This is a genomic window from Streptosporangium sp. NBC_01639 (assembly GCF_045209755.1).
Lineage (GTDB): Bacteria > Actinomycetota > Actinomycetes > Streptosporangiales > Streptosporangiaceae > Streptosporangium.
Genome location: NZ_CP109272.1, coordinates 8332841 through 8352334 on the forward strand (window position 1 = coordinate 8332841; position 19494 = coordinate 8352334).

At 70.5% G+C, this 19494-nt stretch carries 18 protein-coding genes; 13 read left to right on the forward strand and 5 right to left on the reverse strand.

Annotated elements, in window-relative coordinates; genetic code table 11:
* Positions 1-142 precede the first annotated feature (142 nt).
* Positions 143-1252 carry a M24 family metallopeptidase gene (locus OHA77_RS37890; protein ID WP_406319943.1) on the forward strand — a complete coding sequence of 370 codons (1110 nt, stop codon included), beginning with the start codon at positions 143-145 and terminating at the stop codon, positions 1250-1252.
* Between the two features lie 78 nt (positions 1253-1330).
* Complete coding sequence (locus OHA77_RS37895; RefSeq protein WP_406313971.1) at positions 1331-2476, forward strand: acyl-CoA dehydrogenase family protein; 1146 nt, start codon at positions 1331-1333, stop codon at positions 2474-2476.
* A 289-nt stretch (positions 2477-2765) separates the two neighbouring features.
* Here the strand turns inward: OHA77_RS37895 and OHA77_RS37900 are convergent, their stop codons facing one another.
* Complete coding sequence (locus OHA77_RS37900) at positions 2766-3038, reverse strand: hypothetical protein (protein WP_406313972.1); 273 nt, start codon at positions 3036-3038, stop codon at positions 2766-2768.
* A 108-nt stretch (positions 3039-3146) separates the two neighbouring features.
* Here OHA77_RS37900 and OHA77_RS37905 point away from each other — a divergent pair, with 108 nt between their 5' ends.
* Entirely contained in the window at positions 3147-3608 is a 462-nt protein-coding gene (locus OHA77_RS37905) for an NUDIX domain-containing protein (protein WP_406313973.1), read from the forward strand.
* Positions 3609-3677: 69 nt separating this feature from the next.
* Positions 3678-4262 (forward strand): hypothetical protein, encoded by a 585-nt coding sequence (locus tag OHA77_RS37910; RefSeq protein ID WP_406313975.1) that lies wholly within the window; start codon positions 3678-3680, stop codon positions 4260-4262.
* A 175-nt stretch (positions 4263-4437) separates the two neighbouring features.
* On the opposite strand, the gene OHA77_RS37915 is transcribed toward OHA77_RS37910, so the two are convergent.
* From OHA77_RS37915 to OHA77_RS37925, 3 genes are all read right to left on the reverse strand, one after another.
* Entirely contained in the window at positions 4438-5016 is a 579-nt protein-coding gene (locus OHA77_RS37915) for a DUF4291 domain-containing protein (RefSeq protein ID WP_406313976.1), read from the reverse strand.
* Between the two features lie 114 nt (positions 5017-5130).
* Positions 5131-6081, reverse strand: a complete 951-nt coding sequence (locus tag OHA77_RS37920; protein WP_406313978.1) for an ADP-ribosylglycohydrolase family protein — start codon at positions 6079-6081, stop codon at positions 5131-5133.
* 154 nt (positions 6082-6235) lie between these two features.
* Positions 6236-7648: a dihydrolipoyl dehydrogenase family protein gene (locus tag OHA77_RS37925; RefSeq protein WP_406313980.1), complete on the reverse strand. Its 1413-nt coding sequence runs from the start codon at positions 7646-7648 to the stop codon at positions 6236-6238.
* A 212-nt stretch (positions 7649-7860) separates the two neighbouring features.
* On the opposite strand from OHA77_RS37925, the gene OHA77_RS37930 reads away from it, so the two are divergent.
* The 6 genes from OHA77_RS37930 (at position 7861) to OHA77_RS37955 (ending at position 16282) form a co-directional block, all read left to right on the forward strand.
* The gene (locus tag OHA77_RS37930) at positions 7861-9522 is read left to right on the forward strand and encodes an ATP-binding protein (RefSeq protein ID WP_406313982.1); all 1662 of its coding nucleotides are present in this window, start codon (positions 7861-7863) and stop codon (positions 9520-9522) included.
* A gap of 104 nt (positions 9523-9626) precedes the next feature.
* The gene (locus OHA77_RS37935; protein WP_326823386.1) at positions 9627-10103 is read left to right on the forward strand and encodes an AsnC family transcriptional regulator; all 477 of its coding nucleotides are present in this window, start codon (positions 9627-9629) and stop codon (positions 10101-10103) included.
* 254 nt (positions 10104-10357) lie between these two features.
* Positions 10358-12700, forward strand: a complete 2343-nt coding sequence (locus OHA77_RS37940; RefSeq protein WP_406313984.1) for a HelD family protein — start codon at positions 10358-10360, stop codon at positions 12698-12700.
* Between the two features lie 580 nt (positions 12701-13280).
* Entirely contained in the window at positions 13281-14921 is a 1641-nt protein-coding gene (gene lnt, locus OHA77_RS37945) for an apolipoprotein N-acyltransferase (protein ID WP_406313986.1), read from the forward strand.
* Complete coding sequence (locus OHA77_RS37950; protein ID WP_326823384.1) at positions 14921-15664, forward strand: polyprenol monophosphomannose synthase; 744 nt, start codon at positions 14921-14923, stop codon at positions 15662-15664. The genes lnt and OHA77_RS37950 overlap by 1 nt, the downstream gene beginning before the upstream one ends.
* A 72-nt stretch (positions 15665-15736) precedes the next feature.
* Positions 15737-16282 (forward strand): FxsA family protein, encoded by a 546-nt coding sequence (locus OHA77_RS37955; protein ID WP_406313987.1) that lies wholly within the window; start codon positions 15737-15739, stop codon positions 16280-16282.
* A gap of 96 nt (positions 16283-16378) precedes the next feature.
* Here OHA77_RS37955 and OHA77_RS37960 read toward each other — a convergent pair whose 3' ends face one another.
* Positions 16379-16822 (reverse strand): SRPBCC family protein, encoded by a 444-nt coding sequence (locus tag OHA77_RS37960; RefSeq protein ID WP_406313989.1) that lies wholly within the window; start codon positions 16820-16822, stop codon positions 16379-16381.
* Positions 16823-16981: 159 nt separating this feature from the next.
* Between OHA77_RS37960 and OHA77_RS37965 the strand changes: the two genes are divergently transcribed.
* The 3 genes from OHA77_RS37965 to OHA77_RS37975 all read left to right on the forward strand — a co-directional run bounded on the left by OHA77_RS37965 (position 16982) and on the right by OHA77_RS37975 (position 19463).
* Positions 16982-17476: an SDR family oxidoreductase gene (locus OHA77_RS37965; RefSeq protein WP_406313991.1), complete on the forward strand. Its 495-nt coding sequence runs from the start codon at positions 16982-16984 to the stop codon at positions 17474-17476.
* A 272-nt stretch (positions 17477-17748) separates the two neighbouring features.
* The gene (locus tag OHA77_RS37970; RefSeq protein ID WP_406313993.1) at positions 17749-18189 is read left to right on the forward strand and encodes a DUF732 domain-containing protein; all 441 of its coding nucleotides are present in this window, start codon (positions 17749-17751) and stop codon (positions 18187-18189) included.
* 95 nt (positions 18190-18284) lie between these two features.
* Positions 18285-19463 (forward strand): alpha/beta fold hydrolase, encoded by a 1179-nt coding sequence (locus tag OHA77_RS37975; RefSeq protein ID WP_406313994.1) that lies wholly within the window; start codon positions 18285-18287, stop codon positions 19461-19463.
* Positions 19464-19494 lie beyond the last annotated feature (31 nt).

Here is a 19494-nt window from a genome sequence, read left to right on the forward strand (position 1 = left end):
TTCTGGAGACAAAATGTAATCGTCCTTTGACAGAGTGTAGTGATGTCGTGGCCGGTCCGGCTACTTTTCCTGGGACTTTCTCGTAGCCGCCGGGGCCGCCTGTGATGATGACGCGTCCGGGATTAGATTGGTTGGCGTGACAATGGAGTCTTCTGACCTTTATCCCGTCGCCCGTCTGGCCGCAGCCCGGGAGGCGACCGCCGCCGCCGGCCTCGGTGCGCTGCTGCTGACGCCGAGTCCCGACCTCCGTTACGTGACCGGTTACGAGGCCCTGCCGCTGGAGCGGCTCACCTGCCTGGTGCTGCCGGCCGAGGGTGACGCCTTCCTCATGGTGCCCCGCCTGGAGTTGGCCGCCGCCGAGCACTCGCCGGCGTCGAGGCTCGGCATCGAGTTCGTGCCCTGGGACGAGACCGACGATCCCTACGCCGTCGTCGCCGCCCGCCTGGGTGAAGTCGCGAAGGTGGGCCTGGCCGACCGCATGTGGGCGATGCAGTCGTTGCGTTTCCGCGACGCGATCCCCGGTGCCGAACAGGTGCTCGCCGGGACCGTTCTGCGGGGGCTGCGCATGCGCAAGAGCCCGGCCGAGGTGGCCGCGCTGCGCGAGGCGGGTACCGCGATCGACGCCGTGCATGCCCAGGTGCCCGGCTTCCTGCGGGCCGGCCGTACCGAGCGTGAGGTCGGCAGGGACATCGCCGAGGCGATCGTCGCGGCGGGACACTCGACCGTCGACTTCGTCATCGTCGGCTCCGGGCCCAACGGCGCCAGCCCGCACCACGAACTGTCCGACCGGGTCATCCAGGCCGGTGAGCCGGTCGTGGTCGACATCGGCGGCCAGATGCCCAGCGGCTACTGCTCCGACTCCACCAGGGTCTACTCCGTGGGGGAGCCCCCTTCCGATTTCGCGAAGTACTACGAGGTGCTCCAGCGCGCCCAGGAGGCCGCCTGCGAGGCCGTACGGCCCGGCGTCCCCTGTGAGGCGATCGACGCCGCCGCGCGGGAGGTGATCGACGCCGAGGGGTACGGAGAGCACTTCATCCACCGCACCGGCCACGGCATCGGCCTGGAGACCCACGAGGAGCCCTACATCGTCGCGGGCAACACCGAACCGCTGGCGCCGGGCTTCGCCTTCTCCGTCGAGCCGGGCATCTACCTGCGCGGGGCCCACGGCGCCCGCATCGAGGACATCCTGGTCTGCACCGAGGAGGGGGGCGAGCGGGTCAACCACCGGCCTCGCGAACTCGTCATCGTGTAACAAGTGCCACAATCGGGATGACCGGCGATCCCGGTCGCCCCGATTGTCGTCCACTTCCACGATCTGGAGTGAGCAGAGTTGACCGTTGAGCGTGTGCTGCCGACCGCCGAGGCTCACGACCTGCTGGAGCTGGTCCGTGATCTGATCGCCAAGGAGGTCGCGCCCCGGGCGTCGGCCGACGAGTCCGCCGGGCGCTTCCCCCGCGAGGTGTTCACCACCCTCGGCCGGGCCGGGCTGCTCGGACTGCCCTACCCCGAGGAGCACGGTGGCGCGGCGCAGCCGTACGAGGTCTACCTCCAGGTGATCGAGGAGCTCGCCGCCGGCTGGCTGGCGGTCGGCCTCGGTCTGTCGGTGCACACCCTGTCGTGCTTCCCCGTCGCCGCCTACGGCACCCCCGAACAGCGCGCCGCGCTGCTGCCGGACATGCTCGGCGGTGAGTGGCTGGGCGCCTACTGCCTGTCGGAGCCCCAGTCCGGGTCCGACGCCGCCGCCCTGGCCACCCGCGCCGTGCCCGGCGCCGACGGCTACACCGTGGACGGGGTCAAGGCCTGGATCACCCACGGGGGCGCCGCCGACTTCTACACCCTGATGGCCCGCACCGCGGACGACGGCGGGCGCGGCATCTCCTGCTTCCACGTGCCCGCCGGGACCGAGGGGCTGTCGTTCGGCCGGCCCGAGCGGAAGATGGGGATGAAGGCCTCGCCGACCGCCCAGGTGCGCTTCGACTCGGTACGGCTCGCACCCGACGCGCTCCTGGGCGCGGAGGGTGAGGGTTTCCGCATCGCCATGGCCGCCCTGGACGGCGGCAGGCTCGGCATCGCCGCCTGCGCCGTCGGCGTGGCCCAGGCCGCCCTCGACGCCGCGGGCGCCTACGCCAGGGAGCGCCGCCAGTTCGGCTCGCGCATCGTCGACTTCCAGGGGATCGGCTTCATGCTCGCCGACATGGCCACCCAGATCGCCGCCGCCCGCGCCCTCTACCTGGACGCCGCCCGCCTGCGTGAGGCGGGCCGGCCGTACGGCACGCAGGCCGCCATGGCCAAGCTGTTCGCCACCGACATGTGCATGAAGGTCACCACCGACGCCGTTCAGGTCCTGGGCGGCTACGGCTACGTCGAGGACTTCCCGGTCGAGCGTTACATGCGCGAGGCCAAGGTCCTGCAGATCGTCGAGGGCACCAACCAGGTCCAGCGCCTGGTGATCAGCCGCGCCCTCGCCAAGGGCTAATGTCCCGCGTCTGAAATTCGTCGGCAATATCGAGCGAGGGATTCGAGGAGTTCTTCGGCGGTCTTCTTCCACCCGGACGGCTGAGGGTCGTCGTTCCATTGGCTGATCCAGTCCCGGATGCCGGTTTCCAGGGACTGGACGCTTATGTGCACGCCGCGCGAGCTGGCTGATGCGCTACTGCAGATGGGTCCGCACAGTACGGCGCTCACCTCCGCGATAGACCAGCAGCTCGCCGACCTTGTGGTAAGGGATGGCCTCTTTCTGTCGTATCCCCCGGCCGCACCACCCTTCAGGCCGGTGAGGGCAAGGTGTCCAGGCAACCGCAGAACTCCGCCGTTGCGGGTTCACCCGCTGGGAGCCGCTGCCCGAAGGCGCGCAGCTGGTCACCGACCTGGCTGGAGTCGACGGCGGTGACCAGCTCGACGGCGCGGCGCGTGATGCTGACCGCGCCGTCCAGGTCGCGCTGGTCGAGCTGGGCGTCAGCGATCGCGGTCAGGCCGAGCACGGTGTCACGGGTGTAGTCGCTGCTGCGCTCGGCCATGCCTTCCTCCAGCAGCAGCACCGCGATCTCCGGGTGGCCGAGCTGGCCACCTTCCAGGCCAGTGACCTGGACGCCCTATGTATCGGAGACCACCTGGTGGAGAAAATCTGACCTGCAACAATGGCGGGTATGCCCACCCTTGCTGTGCGTCAGGCCGCTCGCGTCGTCGTCCTTGACGAGGACGACCGGCTGCTTTTACTCCGTTACGAGGAAAATGGTGGTTTCTGGGCTACCCCTGGTGGGTCGCTGGAGCTCGGCGAGGACCACCAGGCGGCCGCGTTGCGGGAGGCCCGTGAGGAGCTCGGCGTTGAGCGCATCGACCTCGGTCCCCAGCTCGCGGTCCGCAGCAAGGAACATCTCGTCGGCGGCCGGCCGGTACGGCAGGTAGAGAAGTATTACGTCGCCCGGGTTCGCGCCGCCGACGTTGACCCTGAACGAGCGACCCAGCCCGACGACATCCGCGCCTGGCGCTGGTGGACCCTGTTTGAGCTGTCCGCCGGCGGCCAGACCGTCTACCCGATCGGGCTAGGCGACCTCGTTGCCGATTACCTGGTCAACGGCGACTCGGGCACACCCGCAGAGATCATTTGATCGGTCATCGCGCCACGGTCATGATGATCTCCCGCCTGAAGGCGGGGTGTCCACGCTCAAGGAGATGTGATGAAGCGTCGTCTTGTCCCTCTCGTGCTCCTCGGGATGTTCGTGTCCGGTTGCGGCTCGGAGGCGTCGCTCAGCCAGGACGTGCTGGACCGGGTGCGGGCGCAGGGCGTGGCCCCGGACCTGGTCTATCTGGTCGACCTGCCGGGCTACGAGTTGGCCGAGCAGTCGATCGGCGGGGTCGGAGAAGAGGGCTTCGGAGCCTTCTATGTCTCTCCGGAAGGGCGGCAGGTGGAGCTGAGGGTCGACCGCGGCACGTTCGGCGACGCCCTCTGCGCCGACACGCCGATCACGGACGCCGACCCGCCGACGGCTCCGGTCAGGTGCGAGCGCGACGAGGCGGGCTGGTACCGCTGGGGTGGTGGGCGCCACGAGTACACGGCGGTCCGGGCCGATCACCTCATCTGGTTGAAGGGCCGTATCGGGGAGGTGGACCGCGCCGCGCTGAAGGCGGCCGTGTCCGGAGCCCGGCATGCGACCGGAGACGGCTCCGCGACACCCGTGCCGCCGCCCGGTCCGGTGGAGCGGGGCGACCTGCCGACCAGTGGCGACGGTGCCCCCGACAACGAGGCGGGCCCCGGCGGCTGACCGGCTCGGCGCTCGCGGCGGCCTACGGCACGGCCGGCACGCTGCTCGGCGTCGCGCAACCGGGCTGCACCGGTCAGCTCGTGGAGCCGGACCTCACCGCCGCCCTCCCCGGTTGACCGCGACACCCCTGCCGAAGTGGGAGACGACCCCCGTCCTGGCCAGGGGCGCGGGCCGATCATCCGGGATCGGCGCCGACGATCTCCGCCACGTCCGGTGGGAGCGGGTAAGGCCGCTCGGCCGGGAGGGCTCCGTGCTCTCCCGCCCGGACCGCGCCGGCCAGGTCCGTGACGTCGGTGACGGCAGTGATCCACTCGTCGGTGTAGCGGTCCACGGCCTCGCCGGACAGGCCGATCTGCAGGGACCGGTACGGCAGGGCGTTCAGCCGGCCGTCGCGTTCGGGATCCCACTGGATCCGGACCGGACTCCTCCTGAGCCGTTCCGCCCATGCGTCCCGGTCGGCGTGCCGCTCACGGTCGTAGTGGCTGAGGCAGGAGTTCGCCAGCGCCCACTCGAAGCCGTCACGCGTGATCTCGATGGCCAAGACGCGCCGCTGGCCGGGCTTGGTGGCCCAGCCGCACCGGTACATCATCCATAAGAACGACGGCTTGATCCAGGTCATCCGCTCACGCCTGAACGGCGGGACGAAACTCTGGGCGGCGACGGCCGGACCGGCGATGGCCGGGTCGTAGGCCTGGTAAACGGTGATCGACTCCTCGGTGTAGACGGCACGGACCTGCCGGTAGGGCACGTTCATGCCGACCAGGGTGCCGAAACGGCGATTCCCCGGCAACGGGATTTCCCCCGGCCGTCCCGTCGCCTCATCGGGGCCGGCGACATGGGGCGTGGCGTCCCGCCGGGGGCGTGCCGCTCAGCGGCTCGGATCCGAGCCGTCCGCGGGCGGTGGCACCGGTCCGGCGGCCGGGTGCTCCGGGCCGGGTACGGCCGCCCAGCGGGGCATCGGCTCGCAGGCCCGCAGCCAGTCGGGCGGCAGGCCGCCGGAGCCGACGCGTGCGCCGACGACGCCGCCGACGATCGCACATGTGGTGTCGATGTCACCACCCGCCTGGGCGGTGGTCCAGAAGGCGCGCTCGAAGTCGTCGAGATTGCGGGCGGCGGCCCACAGCGTGAAGGGGACGGTGTCGTGGGCGCTGACGTTGCGCCCGTTGCCGAGGATTCCGGCGGCGAGGAGCGGGTCGCCGATGGTGAGCAGATGCCTCGCCTCCTTGATCCCGTTGTGCACGGAACCCGCGGGCACGTGCGCCAGCACCTGGTCGAGGAACCGGCCCGGACCGAGCCGGGGCTGGGATGCGGCGATCGCCGCGGCGGCGGCCACCGCGACCGCTCCGGCGACGGCTTCGGGATGGGTATGGGTGATCTGCGCGGACAGTTCCGCCTGCCGTACGGCGTGCGCCGGGTCGTCGGCGAACCAGGCGCCCAGCGGCGCGACCCGCATGGCGGCGCCGTTGCCCCACGAGCCCTTCCCGTCGAACAGTTCGGCGGCCAGCGCCCGCCAGTCGCCGCCCTCGCGGACCATGCGCAGCATCCGGTTGGTGGCCGGGCCGTACCCCCGGTCGAAGTCGTGGCGGACGGCGAAGCTCGCGGAGAGCTCGTCCTGGTCGACGGTTCCGTGGTCGGCCAGGATCCGGTAGATCGAGCAGGCCATCTCGGTGTCGTCGGTCCACTGCCACGGTGCGGGTGGCAGCGTGCGGTCGGTGAGGGCCTGGCGGTTGGCGGGGACGAAGAACTGCGAGCCGAGTGCGTCACCCAGGGCCAGGCCGTGGAGGGAGGCGGTGGCGCGGGCAAGTCGATCTGATGACATCGCTTCCCATCATCGATCATGACGGCCCGTTGCGGGTAGCCGGAGGCAGCCGACAGAGAAGTCGGGCCGGTGCCGGTCCGGCCCGAAGACGCGGACGGCAGGGGCCTCCGGCTGTCTCGGCGGGGCCGGGCGGCCCCGCTCTGCTCCGTACGGGTCAGAGCCCGTACTCCTCCAGCAGTCGCAGCCAGACCTCGCTCACGGTGGGGAAGGACGGGACGGCGTGCCAGAGCCGGTCCAGAGACACCTCGGCGGTGACGGCGACCGTCGCCGAGTGCAGCAGTTCGGCCACGTCCGGCCCGACGAAGGTCACGCCCAGCAGGACGCGCCTGCGCTCGTCCACGACGGCCTTCGCCCTGCCCCGGTAGCCGTCGCCGCGCAGGTAGGCGCCGGACACCGTGCCCAGGTCGTACTCGACCGCACGGACGTCGAAGCCCTCCGCACGGGCCTGCGCCTCGGTGCGGCCGACCGCGCAGACCTGGGGGTCGGTGAAGACCACCTGCGGCGCGCCGTACCCGTCGGCCACGGCGCGCATCGCCGGCAGGTCGTCGGGCCCGCCGTTGGCCCGCGCCGCGATGACGTCGCCGCACACCCGGCCCTGGTATTTGCCCATGTGGGTGAGCAGGTTGCGGCCGTTGACGTCGCCCACGGCGTACAGCCAGCCGTCGGCGACCCCGGTCGCGCGCATGCTGTCGTCGACCGGCACCGGTCCGGTCTCCGGCAGGCCGACGGTGTCGAGGCCGACGTCGCGGGTCGCCGGCCGGCGGCCGGTGGCCACCAGCAGTTCGTCGGCTTCCAGCGGTGGCCCCTCGGCGAAGTGAACGGTCACCGGGCCGCCCGGCTCGGGCCGCTTCACCCCGGTGACCTGGACGCCGGTACGGACCGCGATGCCGGCGTCGGCGAGTGAGGCGGCCAGCAGTTCTCCGGCGAGCGGCTCCACCCGGCCGAGCAGCGCGTGCCCGCGCACCAGCATCGTCGTCTCCCGGGCACCGAGCCCGTGCAGAGCCTGTGCCATCTCGCAGGCCACCACACCGCCGCCCAGTACGGCCAGCCGCCTCGGGACGGCGGTGACGCCGGTCGCCTCGCGGCTCAGCCATGGCGCGGCCTCCGCCAGGCCGGGGACCGGCGGTGTCACCGGCCGGCTGCCGGTGGCCAGCACGACGGCGTGCCGGGCACGGAGCAGGCGGGTGGCGCCGTTGGGGGCGGTCACCTCGACCTGCCGGGGGCCCCGCAGCCGCCCGTATCCCCGGATGAACTCCGCCGGAATGCTCTTGACCCATTTCACCTGGTTGCTGTCGTCCAGATGGGACACGGCCTCGTCACGCCGGGCGAGCACGGCGTCGACGTCGATCGGTCCCAGCGTCAGGCCGGGGACCCGGCCGACCTCGGCGGCGAGCTCCACCGGGCGCAACAGGGCCTTGCTGGGGATGCAGGCCCAGTAGGAGCACTCCCCGCCGGCCAGTTCCGTCTCCACCACCGCGACGCTCAGCCCTCCGCGGGCCGCGCGGGCCGCGGCGTTCTCCCCGGCGGGACCGGCGCCCACCACGATCACGTCGAACTCGTCGGACACAGCTACCTCCCAGGAGCGAACAGGCCGATCGCCGCGGTCGTCATGACGGCGCCCGTCGCACCAGCTTCGCACCTCCGTCCCGGACGGCGTGCAACCGAGGGCCGTCGAAGGACGTGATCCTTTACAAAGGGGGGGTGCTGTTCCGGTATCTTTCGTCAGCTGTCGGTTTTCCGCTGTTCCAGGCGGACCGAGATCCCGCGAGATGAGATTCGATGACCACCGACCAGATACGCCCGGCCGAACTCCGGCGCGGCCGTTGGAGCGCGCAGACGTGGTTCAACGTCGTGCTGCTGGCCATGGCCGTGCTGCTGGCCGCCTCCGCGGTGGTCGGCGCCGTCGTCCTGCAGAACGCGGCGCAGGCCTCCAACCGCCTCATCGACGAGATATCGGTGGGCAGGATCCAGTCGGAGCGCCTTCAGACGGCCCTGGTGAACCAGGAGACGGGGCTGCGGGGCTTCGTCATCAGCGGCAAGGAGGAGTTCCTCCAGCCCTATGAGGAAGGACGGCGTGACCAGGGCGTCGCGTTGTCGCAGACCCGCCTGGTGGCACCGGCCGCGGGCGCGATGGACGAGCTGGCCGCGGTGGAGCGGCTGAGCGCCCAGTGGCGCGCCCGCTACGCGGAGCCGATGATCGCGTCCGTGCGCGCCTCCGGGCCGGAGACCGTCAGTTCCGAACAGGCGGAGGAGAGCAAGCGGGCCTTCGACACGGTCCGTGGCGCGCTCACCGACCAGAGCGCCGCCTGGGAGCGGGCCAGGGATGCCGCACGTATCGGCCTCGACGACGCCCGCACGCTCCGGGACATGACCTTCTTCGCCATCCTCGTCGCCTTCCTGGTCACCATCGTCGCGGTGGCGGTGCTTCTGCGGATCGCGGTGTTCAACCCCCTGGCACGCCTGGGTGAGGCCTCGCGCCGGGTCACCGGCGGTGACTTCGAGCACCACGTCGACACCGGCGGGCCCGCCGACCTCGCCGCGCTGGCCGGTGACATGGAGGCGATGCGCAAGCGGATCGTCAGCGAACTGGCGGAGGCCCGCGCCTCCCGGCAGCAGATCGCCGTGCAGGCGGAGGAGCTGAAACGCTCCAACGCCGAGCTGGAGCAGTTCGCCTACGTCGCCTCCCACGACCTGCAGGAACCCCTGCGTAAGATCGCCTCCTTCTGCCAGATGCTCCAGCAGCGCTACGCCTCCCAGCTCGACGACAGGGCCAACACCTACATCGACTTCGCCGTCGACGGAGCCAAGCGCATGCAGGTACTCATCAACGAGCTGCTCACCTTCTCCCGGGTGGGGCGCGTCCACCAGGAGCCCGTCGAGATGGACCTCAACGACGTGGTCGACAGGGCGCTGGTCAACCTCTCCGCCGCCGTGGAGGAGTCCGAGGCGGAGATCGAGGTCGGCGACCTGCCGGTGATCGTCGGCGACCGGACCCAGTTCGTGATGCTCTGGCAGAACCTGATCGGCAACTCCCTGAAGTTCCGCAGCCCCGGCCGCCGGCCGCACGTCCGGATCGAGGCCGAGGAGCGCGACGGGGAGTGGTCGATGACCCTGACCGACAACGGGATCGGCATCGCTCCCAACTTCGCCGACAAGATCTTTGTGATCTTCCAGCGGCTGCACCACCGGGACGCCTACGGCGGCACCGGGATCGGCCTGGCGCTCTGCCGGAAGATCGTGGAACAGCACCAGGGGAAGATCTGGCTCGACACCGAGCACGCCGAGGGGGCCCGCTTCCACATCACGCTGCCCATCACGGTCGCGCCGCAGGAGGAGGCTCCGGCGTCCTCGGAGGCCTTGGAGGCCGCCGAGAACGCCAAGGACGCCGAGGTCTCCAAGGCGACGGGAACGGAGACGGAGGAGGCCGCCGAAGCCCGGTGACCGCCGGAGCGGGCCGTCCGGGAGAGCCGGGGCGGAGCGGGTTGGGACCATGCCGTGACCCGGGAAGGGCGCGGGTGGCCGCCGGTGCCGTTACCGTTGACCGGGTGGAGGAGATCGACCGCCGGATCGTGACGTTGCTGGCCGAGGACGGCCGGATGAGCTTCACCGACCTGGCCAGGGAGACCGGGCTGTCGGTGTCGGCGGTTCACCAGAGGGTGCGCCGGCTGGAGAAGCGTGGTGTGCTGCGGGGATACGCGGCGCTGGTGGACTATGACGCGATCGGGCTCTCGCTCACCGCCTTCGTCTCCATCAAGCCGATCGATCCCGCCGCCGCCGACGACGCCCCCGACCGGCTGGCCCACCTGAGCGCCATCGAGGCCTGCCACAGCGTGGCCGGCGACGAGAGCTACATCCTCAAGGTGCGGGTGGCCTCGCCGATCGCCCTGGAGGAGCTGCTCAACCAGATCCGCACCTCGGCCAACGTCTCGACCCGGACGACGGTCGTGCTGAGCACGCCCTACGAACACCGTGCCCCCGAGCCGGCCGCGCCGGGCGCCGTCAAGCCCGACGAGTCCGCCTGACCCTGCCGGTGGGCCGGGTCGAGCCGGTAGAGCTCGGCCGCAGGCTGGGGGATGGCTGTGGGCCGGGTCACGGCTCTTCCGGCTTGGCGCGCTCGTGGCAGTCGCCTGCGTCGCATGGTTGGGAAGAGGGGTGCCTCATCGGAGGCGAATCCAAGGAGTGCGAATGGAATCCGTCACGTGGGAAAGGCGCTGCAACCAACCTGTGATGGCCGCAGGAGGGGTGAACATCTCGACGGACCTGCTAGGGTGATGGTTTGTCACAACAACCAGTCAAAGGCCCGGAGTATCCCATTACTATCAACGATAATGGAGCGACGGCAACCCGTCAACTCGAGCTCGCCAAAGAGCAGGAGTACGTCTCCGGTCTCTACGCACGGCTCGACCTGTTGCGCGAACGCACCCAGCGGCAGCTGGACGGAGTGCTGGCACAGGGCGGGGGCGGCGGCACCCACCAGAACCGCTCCGAGCGCGACACCTTCGCCGGGATGTACGCCGAACGGCTGGGCCGACTGTGGGCGGTCGAGAACGGTCTGTGCTTCGGGCGGCTCGACAACGCCGACCACACCTCGCTCTACATCGGCCGCATCGGTCTCGCCGACGACGAGCAGCGGCGGCTGCTGATCGACTGGCGGGCGCCGGTGGCCCAGCCGTTCTACGGGGCCACCCCCGCCGCCTCGATGGGCGTCACCCGCCGCCGTCACCTGCAGACCAAGGGGCGCAAGGTGATCGGGGTCGACGACGACCTGCTCGACCTCGACAACCTCACCGACGACGACGTGGCCACGCTCAACGGGGAGGCGGCCCTGCTGGCCTCGATCGCGGCCAAGCGCACCGGGCGGATGCGCGACATCGTGGCCACCATCCAGTCCGAGCAGGACCGCATCATCCGTTCGGACCTGGGTGGCGTGCTGGTCGTGCAGGGCGGTCCCGGCACGGGCAAGACCGTGGTGGCCCTGCACCGGGCGGCCTACCTGCTCTACACCCACCGTGACAAGCTCGCCCGCCGGGGCGTGCTCATCCTCGGGCCCAACCTGACCTTCCTGCGCTACATCGAGCAGGTGCTGCCCTCCCTGGGCGAGACCGACGTGCTGCTGTCCACGGTCGCCGAGCTGTACCCGGGGGTCACCGCCACGGTCCGGGAACGGTCCGAGGTGGCCGAGCTCAAGGGGGACGCGCGGATGGCCGAGGTGGTGGCGAGGGCCGTACGGGAGCGGCAGCGGGTGCCGCGCCAGCCGGTCGACATCCGTCTCGACCGCTACACCCTCAGGCTCGACGGCCGCGTCCTGGACGCCGCCCGTGCACGGGCGATCCGCTCCAGGAAACCGCACAACGAGGCGCGGGGGATCTTCGTTCGGCACCTGCTCAACGCACTCGCCCGGCAGGCCGCACGCCAGCTCGGCAAGGGCATGATCGACGATGACGAGCTGGCCGACATCCGGGAGGACCTCCGTACGGAGCGGCCCGTCAAGGCCGCGCTGAACAGGCTGTGGCCCTACACCACCCCCCAGCAGCTCCTCATCGGGCTGTTCACCTCCCGGGAGCGGCTGGACTACGCCGCGGGCGAGTTCGGCGCGGCCGAGCGCGAACTGCTGCTGCGCGAGCCTCCCCGCCAGGGGCAGGACTGGTGGGCCGAGTCCGACGTCCCGCTGCTGGACGAGGCCGCCGAGCTCCTCGGCGACATCGACCCGGCGGTGCTGCGGGCCGGGGCGTGGATCGCCGAGGAGGAGCAGGCGGCCCGGCGCGCCGCCGCCCTGGACGAGCGCCGGCACCAGCTCACCTACGCCAAGGAGGTGCTGGAGATGACCGGGCTGTCGGACATCATGGACGCCGAGAAGTTCGCCTCCAGGCACCTGGGCGACGACGTCTACCTGACCACCGCCGAGCGCGCCGCCGCCGACCGCACCTGGGCCTTCGGGCACGTCATCGTGGACGAGGCGCAGGAGCTGTCGGCGATGGACTGGCGGATGGTGATGCGGCGGGTCCCGACCAGGTCGATGACGATCGTCGGCGACCTGGCGCAGACCGGTTCCTCGGCGGGGGCACATTCCTGGGGCCGGGTGCTCGACCCGTACGTGTCCGGGCGCTGGCGTGAGGAGCATCTCAGCGTCAACTACCGCACTCCGGCCGAACTGATGGCGGTCGCCGCCGACGTGCTGAAACTGGTCGGTCCCGATCTCGTCGCGCCCACCTCGGTCCGGGAGACGGGGACCGGTCCCTGGGCCGCCTCCCCGGTGGAGGCGCTGGCCGGCCTGGTCAAGGCGGAGGTCGTCGAGGGCGGACGCCTGGTCGTGATCGTACCGGAGTCCAGGGTGGGAGAGTTCGGCGAGATCGTGACCCAGGCGGTCGGCGGCGCGGTCGCCGGCCCGGGGGCCGCGGCCCTGGACGCCCCGGCGGCGGTCCTGACGGCCACCCAGGCCAAGGGACTGGAGTTCGACGCGGTCATCGTGGTGGAGCCGGAGCTGATCCTGCGGGAATCCCCTCGTGGAGCGAGCGATCTTTACGTGGCGATGACCCGCGCGACGCAGCGGCTTGGCGTCGTCCATACCGGTCCGCTTCCCGATGCGCTCGTTCGACTTGAGAGACATTCGATCACATGAGACCATTGACGGCTCTCGTCGATCATGTCCCAGCTGCGAAAACTTGATGTTTCCGCTGTTAGTGACATGGTTGACATCTGCGCTGGGGTCGGTAGTTTGCTGCCCAGTCCAGCACGGGACTGGCCGGTCGGCCGTCCCTGACATCGTCGGTTCCTGCGCCCGTGACGGGGGATGACCCCGTCCTACAGCCAGGCGCAGGGCCGTCGTTCCGTCGGGGCGGGGCACCCCGACCGGGCGGGGGGTTGGACCCAGGAGGGGTCCGGACACCCAGTAGACAACGGCAATCCGCGCTCGCCGCCGACGGGACGGAACCGGTCCGAAGGGTTGTCCGGGCCCTCTTCCCGCTCCCGTGCCGAGCGTCGCAGGCGCCGGGGTGATCCCCAGGGGCGTCCATCCGCCCCCGGGGATCACCCCGTTGCCGCGCTCGCACCCCCCTCTCCCTGTTGGGGGTGAGCCCCGCCGGGCGGTAGCGTTCGAGCTGGAAAGCCGGTGAGAGAACCGGGCCGGAGAGACCGGCCGACGGTCTGGGCTGGGAAAGACCGGGCGCAAGCGTCCGCACGACACCGCAAGGAGCCCGTCCGTGGTTCAGGAGAAGACCGCCACCCCGGCGCCGGGAGCGCCGGCGGAGGGCCCGGTCGCAGGCTCGCCACCTGGACGGACGGCTTTCGCCACCGCACGCCGGGCGTTCCCGGCCCGGATCGCGGCCGCGCTCGTGGGCGGCCTGCTGCTCTTCCTCGCCTTCCCTCCGCTCGGACTGTGGTTCCTGGCCCCGTTCGGCCTGGCACTCGCCGTTCTCTCGGTGTACGGCTCGCGCCCGCGCCGCGCGCTGCTGCTGGGCCTCCTGACCGGACTGGCCTTCCTGCTGCCCGCGCTGCACTGGGTGAGCCCGATCGGAGTGGACGCCTGGCTGGGCCTGGTGGCGATCGAGAGCCTCTTCTACTCGGCCTGGGCCGCCGGTGTCGCCCTGACCGTCCGGCTGCCTCTGTGGCCGTTGTGGAGCGCCGCGCTGTGGGTGGCGATGGAGTGGGCGCGGGGGATGTTCCCCGTCGGTGGTTTCCCCTGGGCCCGGGTGGCCTTCAGCCAGGGGCAGTCGGTCTTCACCCCCTACGCGGCGCTCGGCGGGGCACCGCTGGTGACCTTCGCGGTGGCCCTGTGCGGTGGCCTGATCGCGCTGCTGGCGCTCCGTCTCGCCGCCGCCCCCCGCTGGGATCGGGCGATCGCCCTGCCGCTGGCCGGAGTGCTGGCCGTACCGGCCGCGGCGTTCGCCGTCCCCCGGTTCGGCGACGAGGGCAGGACCGTGACCGTCGGCGTCATCCAGGGCAACGTGCCGGGGCGGGGGATGGATCCCCTGGGGGACGAACCCGCGGTGGTGCTGCGCAACCACACCGGCATGCTCCATGAGATGGCACGTGCCGTACGGGAGGGGCGGACGCCCCGGCCGGACCTGGTGGTGCTGCCGGAGAACTCCACCGACATCGACCCCTACCGCAGCGACGTCGCCTACCGGGAGATCGACGCGGCGGTGAAGGACATCGGGGTGCCCGTCCTGGTCGGCGCGGTGGTCGGCGTCGGAGAGGACAACCGCGCGACGCGCAGCCTGGTATGGGACCCCGTCACCGGCCCCGGCGCCTACTACGACAAGCAGCAGCTCGTCCCGTTCGGGGAGTACACCCCGCTCAAGGACCTCGTGCTGGCCCTGTTCGAGAGGGCGGCCATGGTCGGCAAGCAGTCGGTGCCGGGCACCCGCGACGGCGACCTGAGGATGGGCCCGGTGACGGTGGGCGCGATCAACTGCTACGAGGTGGCCTTCGACGGTGTCGTGCGCGACACCGCCCGGACGGGTGCCACCCCGCTGGTGGTGCAGACCAACAACGCCACCTACGCGCTGACCAACCTGCCGCCGCAGCAGCTCGCCATGTCCCAGCTGCGCGCCGTCGAGCACAACCGGGCGGTAGTAACGTCCGCCATAACGGGTATATCCGCATATGTGACCCCCGACGGCGCAGTGGCCTGGCGCACCGGAGAGCTTGTCCCCGCATCGAACGTACTGAGCATTCCGGTCAGAACTGCCGAAACCATCGCGACACGCGTGGGGGCGTTGCCCGAATGGGCCCTGATACTTGTGAGTGCGGGCGCGTTGGCCGCCGGATGGCGGCGCAGGCCCCGTAACCTGGTGCACTCGGTGAACCAGGAAGGCGACCAGCAGGTGGGAGACGCGTGATGGATCGGATGCTGGGCCGGGTGCTCGTCATCGTCCCGACCTACAACGAGCGGGAGAACCTGCCGATGATCGTCGGTCGGGTGCGCGCCGCACTGCCCGAGGCGCACCTGCTGATCGCCGACGACAACAGTCCCGACGGCACCGGCGCGATCGCCGACGGCCTGGTGGCCGAGGACGACCACGTCCACGTGCTGCACCGGCCGGGCAAGCAGGGCCTCGGCGCCGCCTACATCGCCGGTTTCCGCTGGGGTCTGGAACAGGGCTACGACGTCCTGGTGGAGATGGACGCCGACGGCTCCCACCAGCCGGAGGAGCTGCCCAAGCTGCTGGACGCGCTGTCCGACGGGGCCGACCTGTCGATCGGCTCACGGTGGGTGCCCGGTGGAAAGGTCGTCAACTGGCCCGGCTCGCGGGAGTTCCTCTCGCGCGGCAGCAACCTCTACACCCGGATGATGCTCGGCCTGCCGGTCCGCGACGCCACCGCGGGGTTCCGCGCCTACCGCGCCTCCACCCTGGAGAAGATCGGCCTGGACGACGTGGAGTCCCAGGGCTACTGCTTCCAGGTGGACCTGACCCTGCGCACCATCCGGAACGGCCTGCGCGTCGTCGAGGTGCCCATCACCTTCGTGGAGCGCACCGTCGGGGCCAGCAAGATGAGCCGGGGTGTGGTGGGAGAGGCGGCATGGCGGGTCACCGTGTGGGGCTTCTCCGGCCTTCCCCAGCGCCTGCGCCGTCCACGCTGAGCGAACGCGGAACGCGGCGACGCCCGGCGGCGTTGTCATGGTTGTACGGCTGTCGCGTGAGTTGAGGAAATGATGCGCCTTCTGCTGGTCCTTGCCTTCCTGGCGGTCCCCGTCCTGGAGATTCTGGTGTTCGTCCAGGTCGGCCAGGCCATCGGAGTCTGGCCCGCGATCGCCCTGCTGGCCGCGGGAAGCCTGCTCGGCTCCATGGTCGTCCGCAGGGAGGGCCGCAAGGCCTGGCGCAAGCTCCAGGACGCGATGCAGACCGGCCGGATGCCTGAGCCGGGCGCCTCCGGCGGTGCCATGACCATCGCGGGCGGGGTGCTGCTGGCGGTGCCGGGCTTCCTCACCGACATCGTCGGCCTGCTGTTCATCCTGCCGTTCACCCAGCCGCTGATGCGCGGGCTCGGCGCCCGGTTCCTCGCCCGCCGTATCGAGAAGCTCGCCGGCAAGGCGGGCGGTCCCGGCCTCGGCTCACCGTTCGGCGGCCCGGGCACACCCTTCGACGTCATGCGCGACCAGCGCTCCGGCTCCGGACCGGTCATCCACGGCGAGGTCATCCGGGACGAGCCTGGCCACCCGCCCGCCCGCGACTCCAGCCGCGACCTCACCGGCCGCTGACCTCACCGGCCGCCGACCTCACCGGCCGCCGAGCTCACCGGTTCTTGCCTTACCGGCGCCGGGCCCACCGGTCCTCGCGCCGCCGACCGGCTGGGTTCACCGGCCGCTGAGCTCGGCCAGCCGGCGGAGCGAGAGCCGGAACAGCGCCTCGTTCGCCGGCCTGACCAGCGGCCAGCCGAGCCGCCCGGCCGGGCCGAACGGCAGGTCGAGCTCTTCCTCCCAGACGATCGTGCTGCCACCGCCCTCGCGGGGCAGCACCCGGAAGACCCCGGTGCCGCGCACCAGACGCCCGGTGTGCCGTACCGCCACGGTCGTGGGCGGATCCCACCGGGTGATCTCCATGGTGTCCAGGAACCCGATCGGGCCCACCCCGGTGAAGGCCGCCAGCCTGCTCCCCTCGCTCCGGCCGTCCCCGACGGTGACGTGCGCGCGGGTCAGGACCATCCACTCGCCATGGCGCGGCCAGTCGGTCAGCACGGAGAACACCTGTTCCGGCTCCGCGGCCGCGTCCACCGAGACGCTGATATGGGAGTGGCTCACCCTTCGATCCTTCCTCGTGGCGGGTGCCCCCAAAACCACGGTCGGGTACTCTCGCCCGGCGGCGGCCGTACGGTGCGGCCGATGCCGGGCCGCAGCGTGCCTCGGCGGGTTACCTGACATAGATTCGATCTCTGGGTCGTTGTCGAAACGGAGGCCGCAGTGGGAGCGCTGGAAGGCAGAGCAGCCGTCGTCACCGGAGGGTCGCGGGGCATCGGCCGGGCGATCGTGGAACGTCTCGCCCGTGACGGGGCGGTCAACGCCAAGTCCGCCTTCCTGACCGTCCGGCACGCCGCGAGGCACATGCGGGACCACGGGCGCATCGTCAACATCTCCACCCTCAACACCTTCCGTACCGCACCTGGCATCGCCCCCTACGTGATCAGCAAGGGCGCGATCGAGCAGCTGACCGCCGTCGCGGCGCTGGAACTCGGCGTGCGTGGCATCACGGTCAACACGGTCTCCCCGGGTGCGACGGACACCGACCTCCTGCGCGGCACCAACTCCGAGGAGGCCCTTCGGTCGGCCGCCGGGGTCACCCCGCTGGGCCGCCTCGGGCAGCCGGCGGATGTGGCGGACGTGGTCGCCTTCCTGACCGGTCCCGACGGCCGCTGGCTCACCGGCCAGAACATCCGTGCCACCGGAGGCCTCACCTAGAAGCTGTTCGGAGTTCGGATCCTAGGTGAGGCCCGGCGGCGGGCCCTGATGTGGTAAGTGCGAGGACGGTGGTCGACCGGGTGGGGTTCGGGCCACTCCGATGATCCTTTTCGGGTGTTCACATAGGGCGTTCCATATAAATCACTAAATATGGGGCGTATGGTGCGCAAATGCATCCTCCGCAACAGCCCCCGCAGCAGCCTCCCCTCATGGGTCCGCCACCCGGACGGCGGCCAGGCTCACCTCCGCCGCCCAGGAGGAGTGGCAAGGGCGTGGCGGTCATCGCGGTCGTCGCGGTGGTAGGCGTACTCGGCCTACTGGCAGGCCTGGCCGCCTTGCCGGGCGACGGTGCCGAGAGGTCCGTGGCGAAGCCGGCGGCGTCGGCTTCGACGCCGATGCCCGCGAAGGCGCTTCCCATGGTCGATGACGCCGAACCAAGCATGGTGCCGACGCCGACCCCCGACCCGTCGGCGTCGGCACGCGAAGCCGTGTTCACGGCTTCGGTGAAGCAGCGGAAAGCGCTGAAGGACGCTGATTCCTACAAACTGGGGCGGCTCGGCTGGGACATGTGCAAGGCGCTGGAGGAAGGAAAAGGCTTCGCCGCGGCTGCGGCCCTCGGTACCAGCGGGTTCGACCTGGATACGTCTGAGTACATAGCGAGGGTCGCCATCGTCAACCTTTGCCCGCACCAGCGGGACAAAATTCCTGTCTAGGTGTACTGACCGGACAGGTTGATCGAGTTTGTCGAAGCCGCCGCTGGCTGACGATCGTTTGACCTGTACCGAGGTCCAGGGGTGAGACTTGAGGCATGAGTAAGGCAGATGAGCTGTTTGGTATCGCGGAGGTCTCGGCGTGGCTCGGTCTGGCGCCCGACACGTTACGGTACTTCGAACGTCAGGGAGTTGTACCGTCTCCACGGCGCGACAGTGCGGGGCGTCGCCAATACACGATGGCCGACGTCGAGCTGATCCGCATGCTGGTTCATCTTCGTGAGACAGGGATGCCACTGGCCGATATCGCGCAGTTCACAGGCGCCGACGACAAGGTGGCTGATCCGGCCAGGCTCCGAGTGGAGTTGCTGACGGCTCATCGCCGTCGCGTCCACGATAGGCGCGAGGAGCTGGACCGTGCGCTCGATGTGATCACTCGGAAGATCGCGGACTTCAGTGATCGGATCACGAGTTCGGTGGACCTTCTCGACCGACCAGACTGCACGATTGCCTTCGAAGTCCAGGGTGAGGGGCCACTGCTGTTCCTCGTCGGCGCGCCGGTCGGGCGGGCCGGTTTCGCAGCGCTGGCGCATGAGCTTGCAGGCCGGTTTACCGTCGTCACCCACGATCCGCGTGGTATTGGTGCCAGCCGCGCGGTCCCAGGGATGGCTGCACCCACGCCCGAGGTCCTTGCCGAAGACCTTGCTGCACTTGTCGACAGGTTCACCGGAGGGCCCGCCCTGTTTGTCGGTACCAGTGGTGGTGCCGTGACACTGCTGGAGCTGGGCAAGCAGCATCCTGACGTGGTCGGCCGGGCCGTCTTGCATGAGCCGCCCCTTGTGTCCCTCCTGGATGACGCAGACCTGGCGGGCCGAGCCGTAGCAGCGTTCAAAGCTGCAGAGGCTGATCCCCAGCGGGCAGTGCAAGAGTTCTTTGACCTCAGCGGCGCTGCCCACCACACAGGACCAGATCAGACGCCTCCTGCCCATATGGCGCTACCCGAGCTACCGGTCGAGGAACTCGAAAAGAACCGCTACTTCCTGGGGCGGATGGCAGGCCCGACTGTCTTCTACGTCCCCGACATCGAGGCCATCCGTCGCGTTTCGGTGACGCTGTGCGCTGGCTCGCTGAGCCATCACCAGATGGCGCGCCGGGCGACCCAATCACTCGCTGAACTTCTGGAGCTACCTCTGATCGACATGCCCGGCAACCACCTCGGCGCAAGCGCCGAGCCGGCAGAGTTCGCCCATGTCCTCGGGCTCCTGCTCGAACCCTGAACACATCCCACTGGCCCCTCCTGGGCCGTTC

Bases quoted from the DNA above. Each gene is read 5' to 3' on its own strand.
- OHA77_RS37890 (WP_406319943.1), top strand. From the start codon at position 143: ATGGAGTCTTCTGACCTTTATCCCGTCGCCCGTCTGGCCGCAGCCCGG.
- OHA77_RS37905 (WP_406313973.1), top strand. From the start codon at position 3,147: ATGCCCACCCTTGCTGTGCGTCAGGCCGCTCGCGTCGTCGTCCTTGAC.
- OHA77_RS37910 (WP_406313975.1), top strand. From the start codon at position 3,678: ATGAAGCGTCGTCTTGTCCCTCTCGTGCTCCTCGGGATGTTCGTGTCC.
- OHA77_RS37915 (WP_406313976.1), bottom strand. From the start codon at position 5,016: ATGAACGTGCCCTACCGGCAGGTCCGTGCCGTCTACACCGAGGAGTCG.
- OHA77_RS37920 (WP_406313978.1), bottom strand. From the start codon at position 6,081: ATGTCATCAGATCGACTTGCCCGCGCCACCGCCTCCCTCCACGGCCTG.
- OHA77_RS37930 (WP_406313982.1), top strand. From the start codon at position 7,861: ATGACCACCGACCAGATACGCCCGGCCGAACTCCGGCGCGGCCGTTGG.
- OHA77_RS37950 (WP_326823384.1), top strand. From the start codon at position 14,921: ATGGATCGGATGCTGGGCCGGGTGCTCGTCATCGTCCCGACCTACAAC.
- OHA77_RS37955 (WP_406313987.1), top strand. From the start codon at position 15,737: ATGCGCCTTCTGCTGGTCCTTGCCTTCCTGGCGGTCCCCGTCCTGGAG.
- OHA77_RS37975 (WP_406313994.1), top strand. From the start codon at position 18,285: ATGAGTAAGGCAGATGAGCTGTTTGGTATCGCGGAGGTCTCGGCGTGG.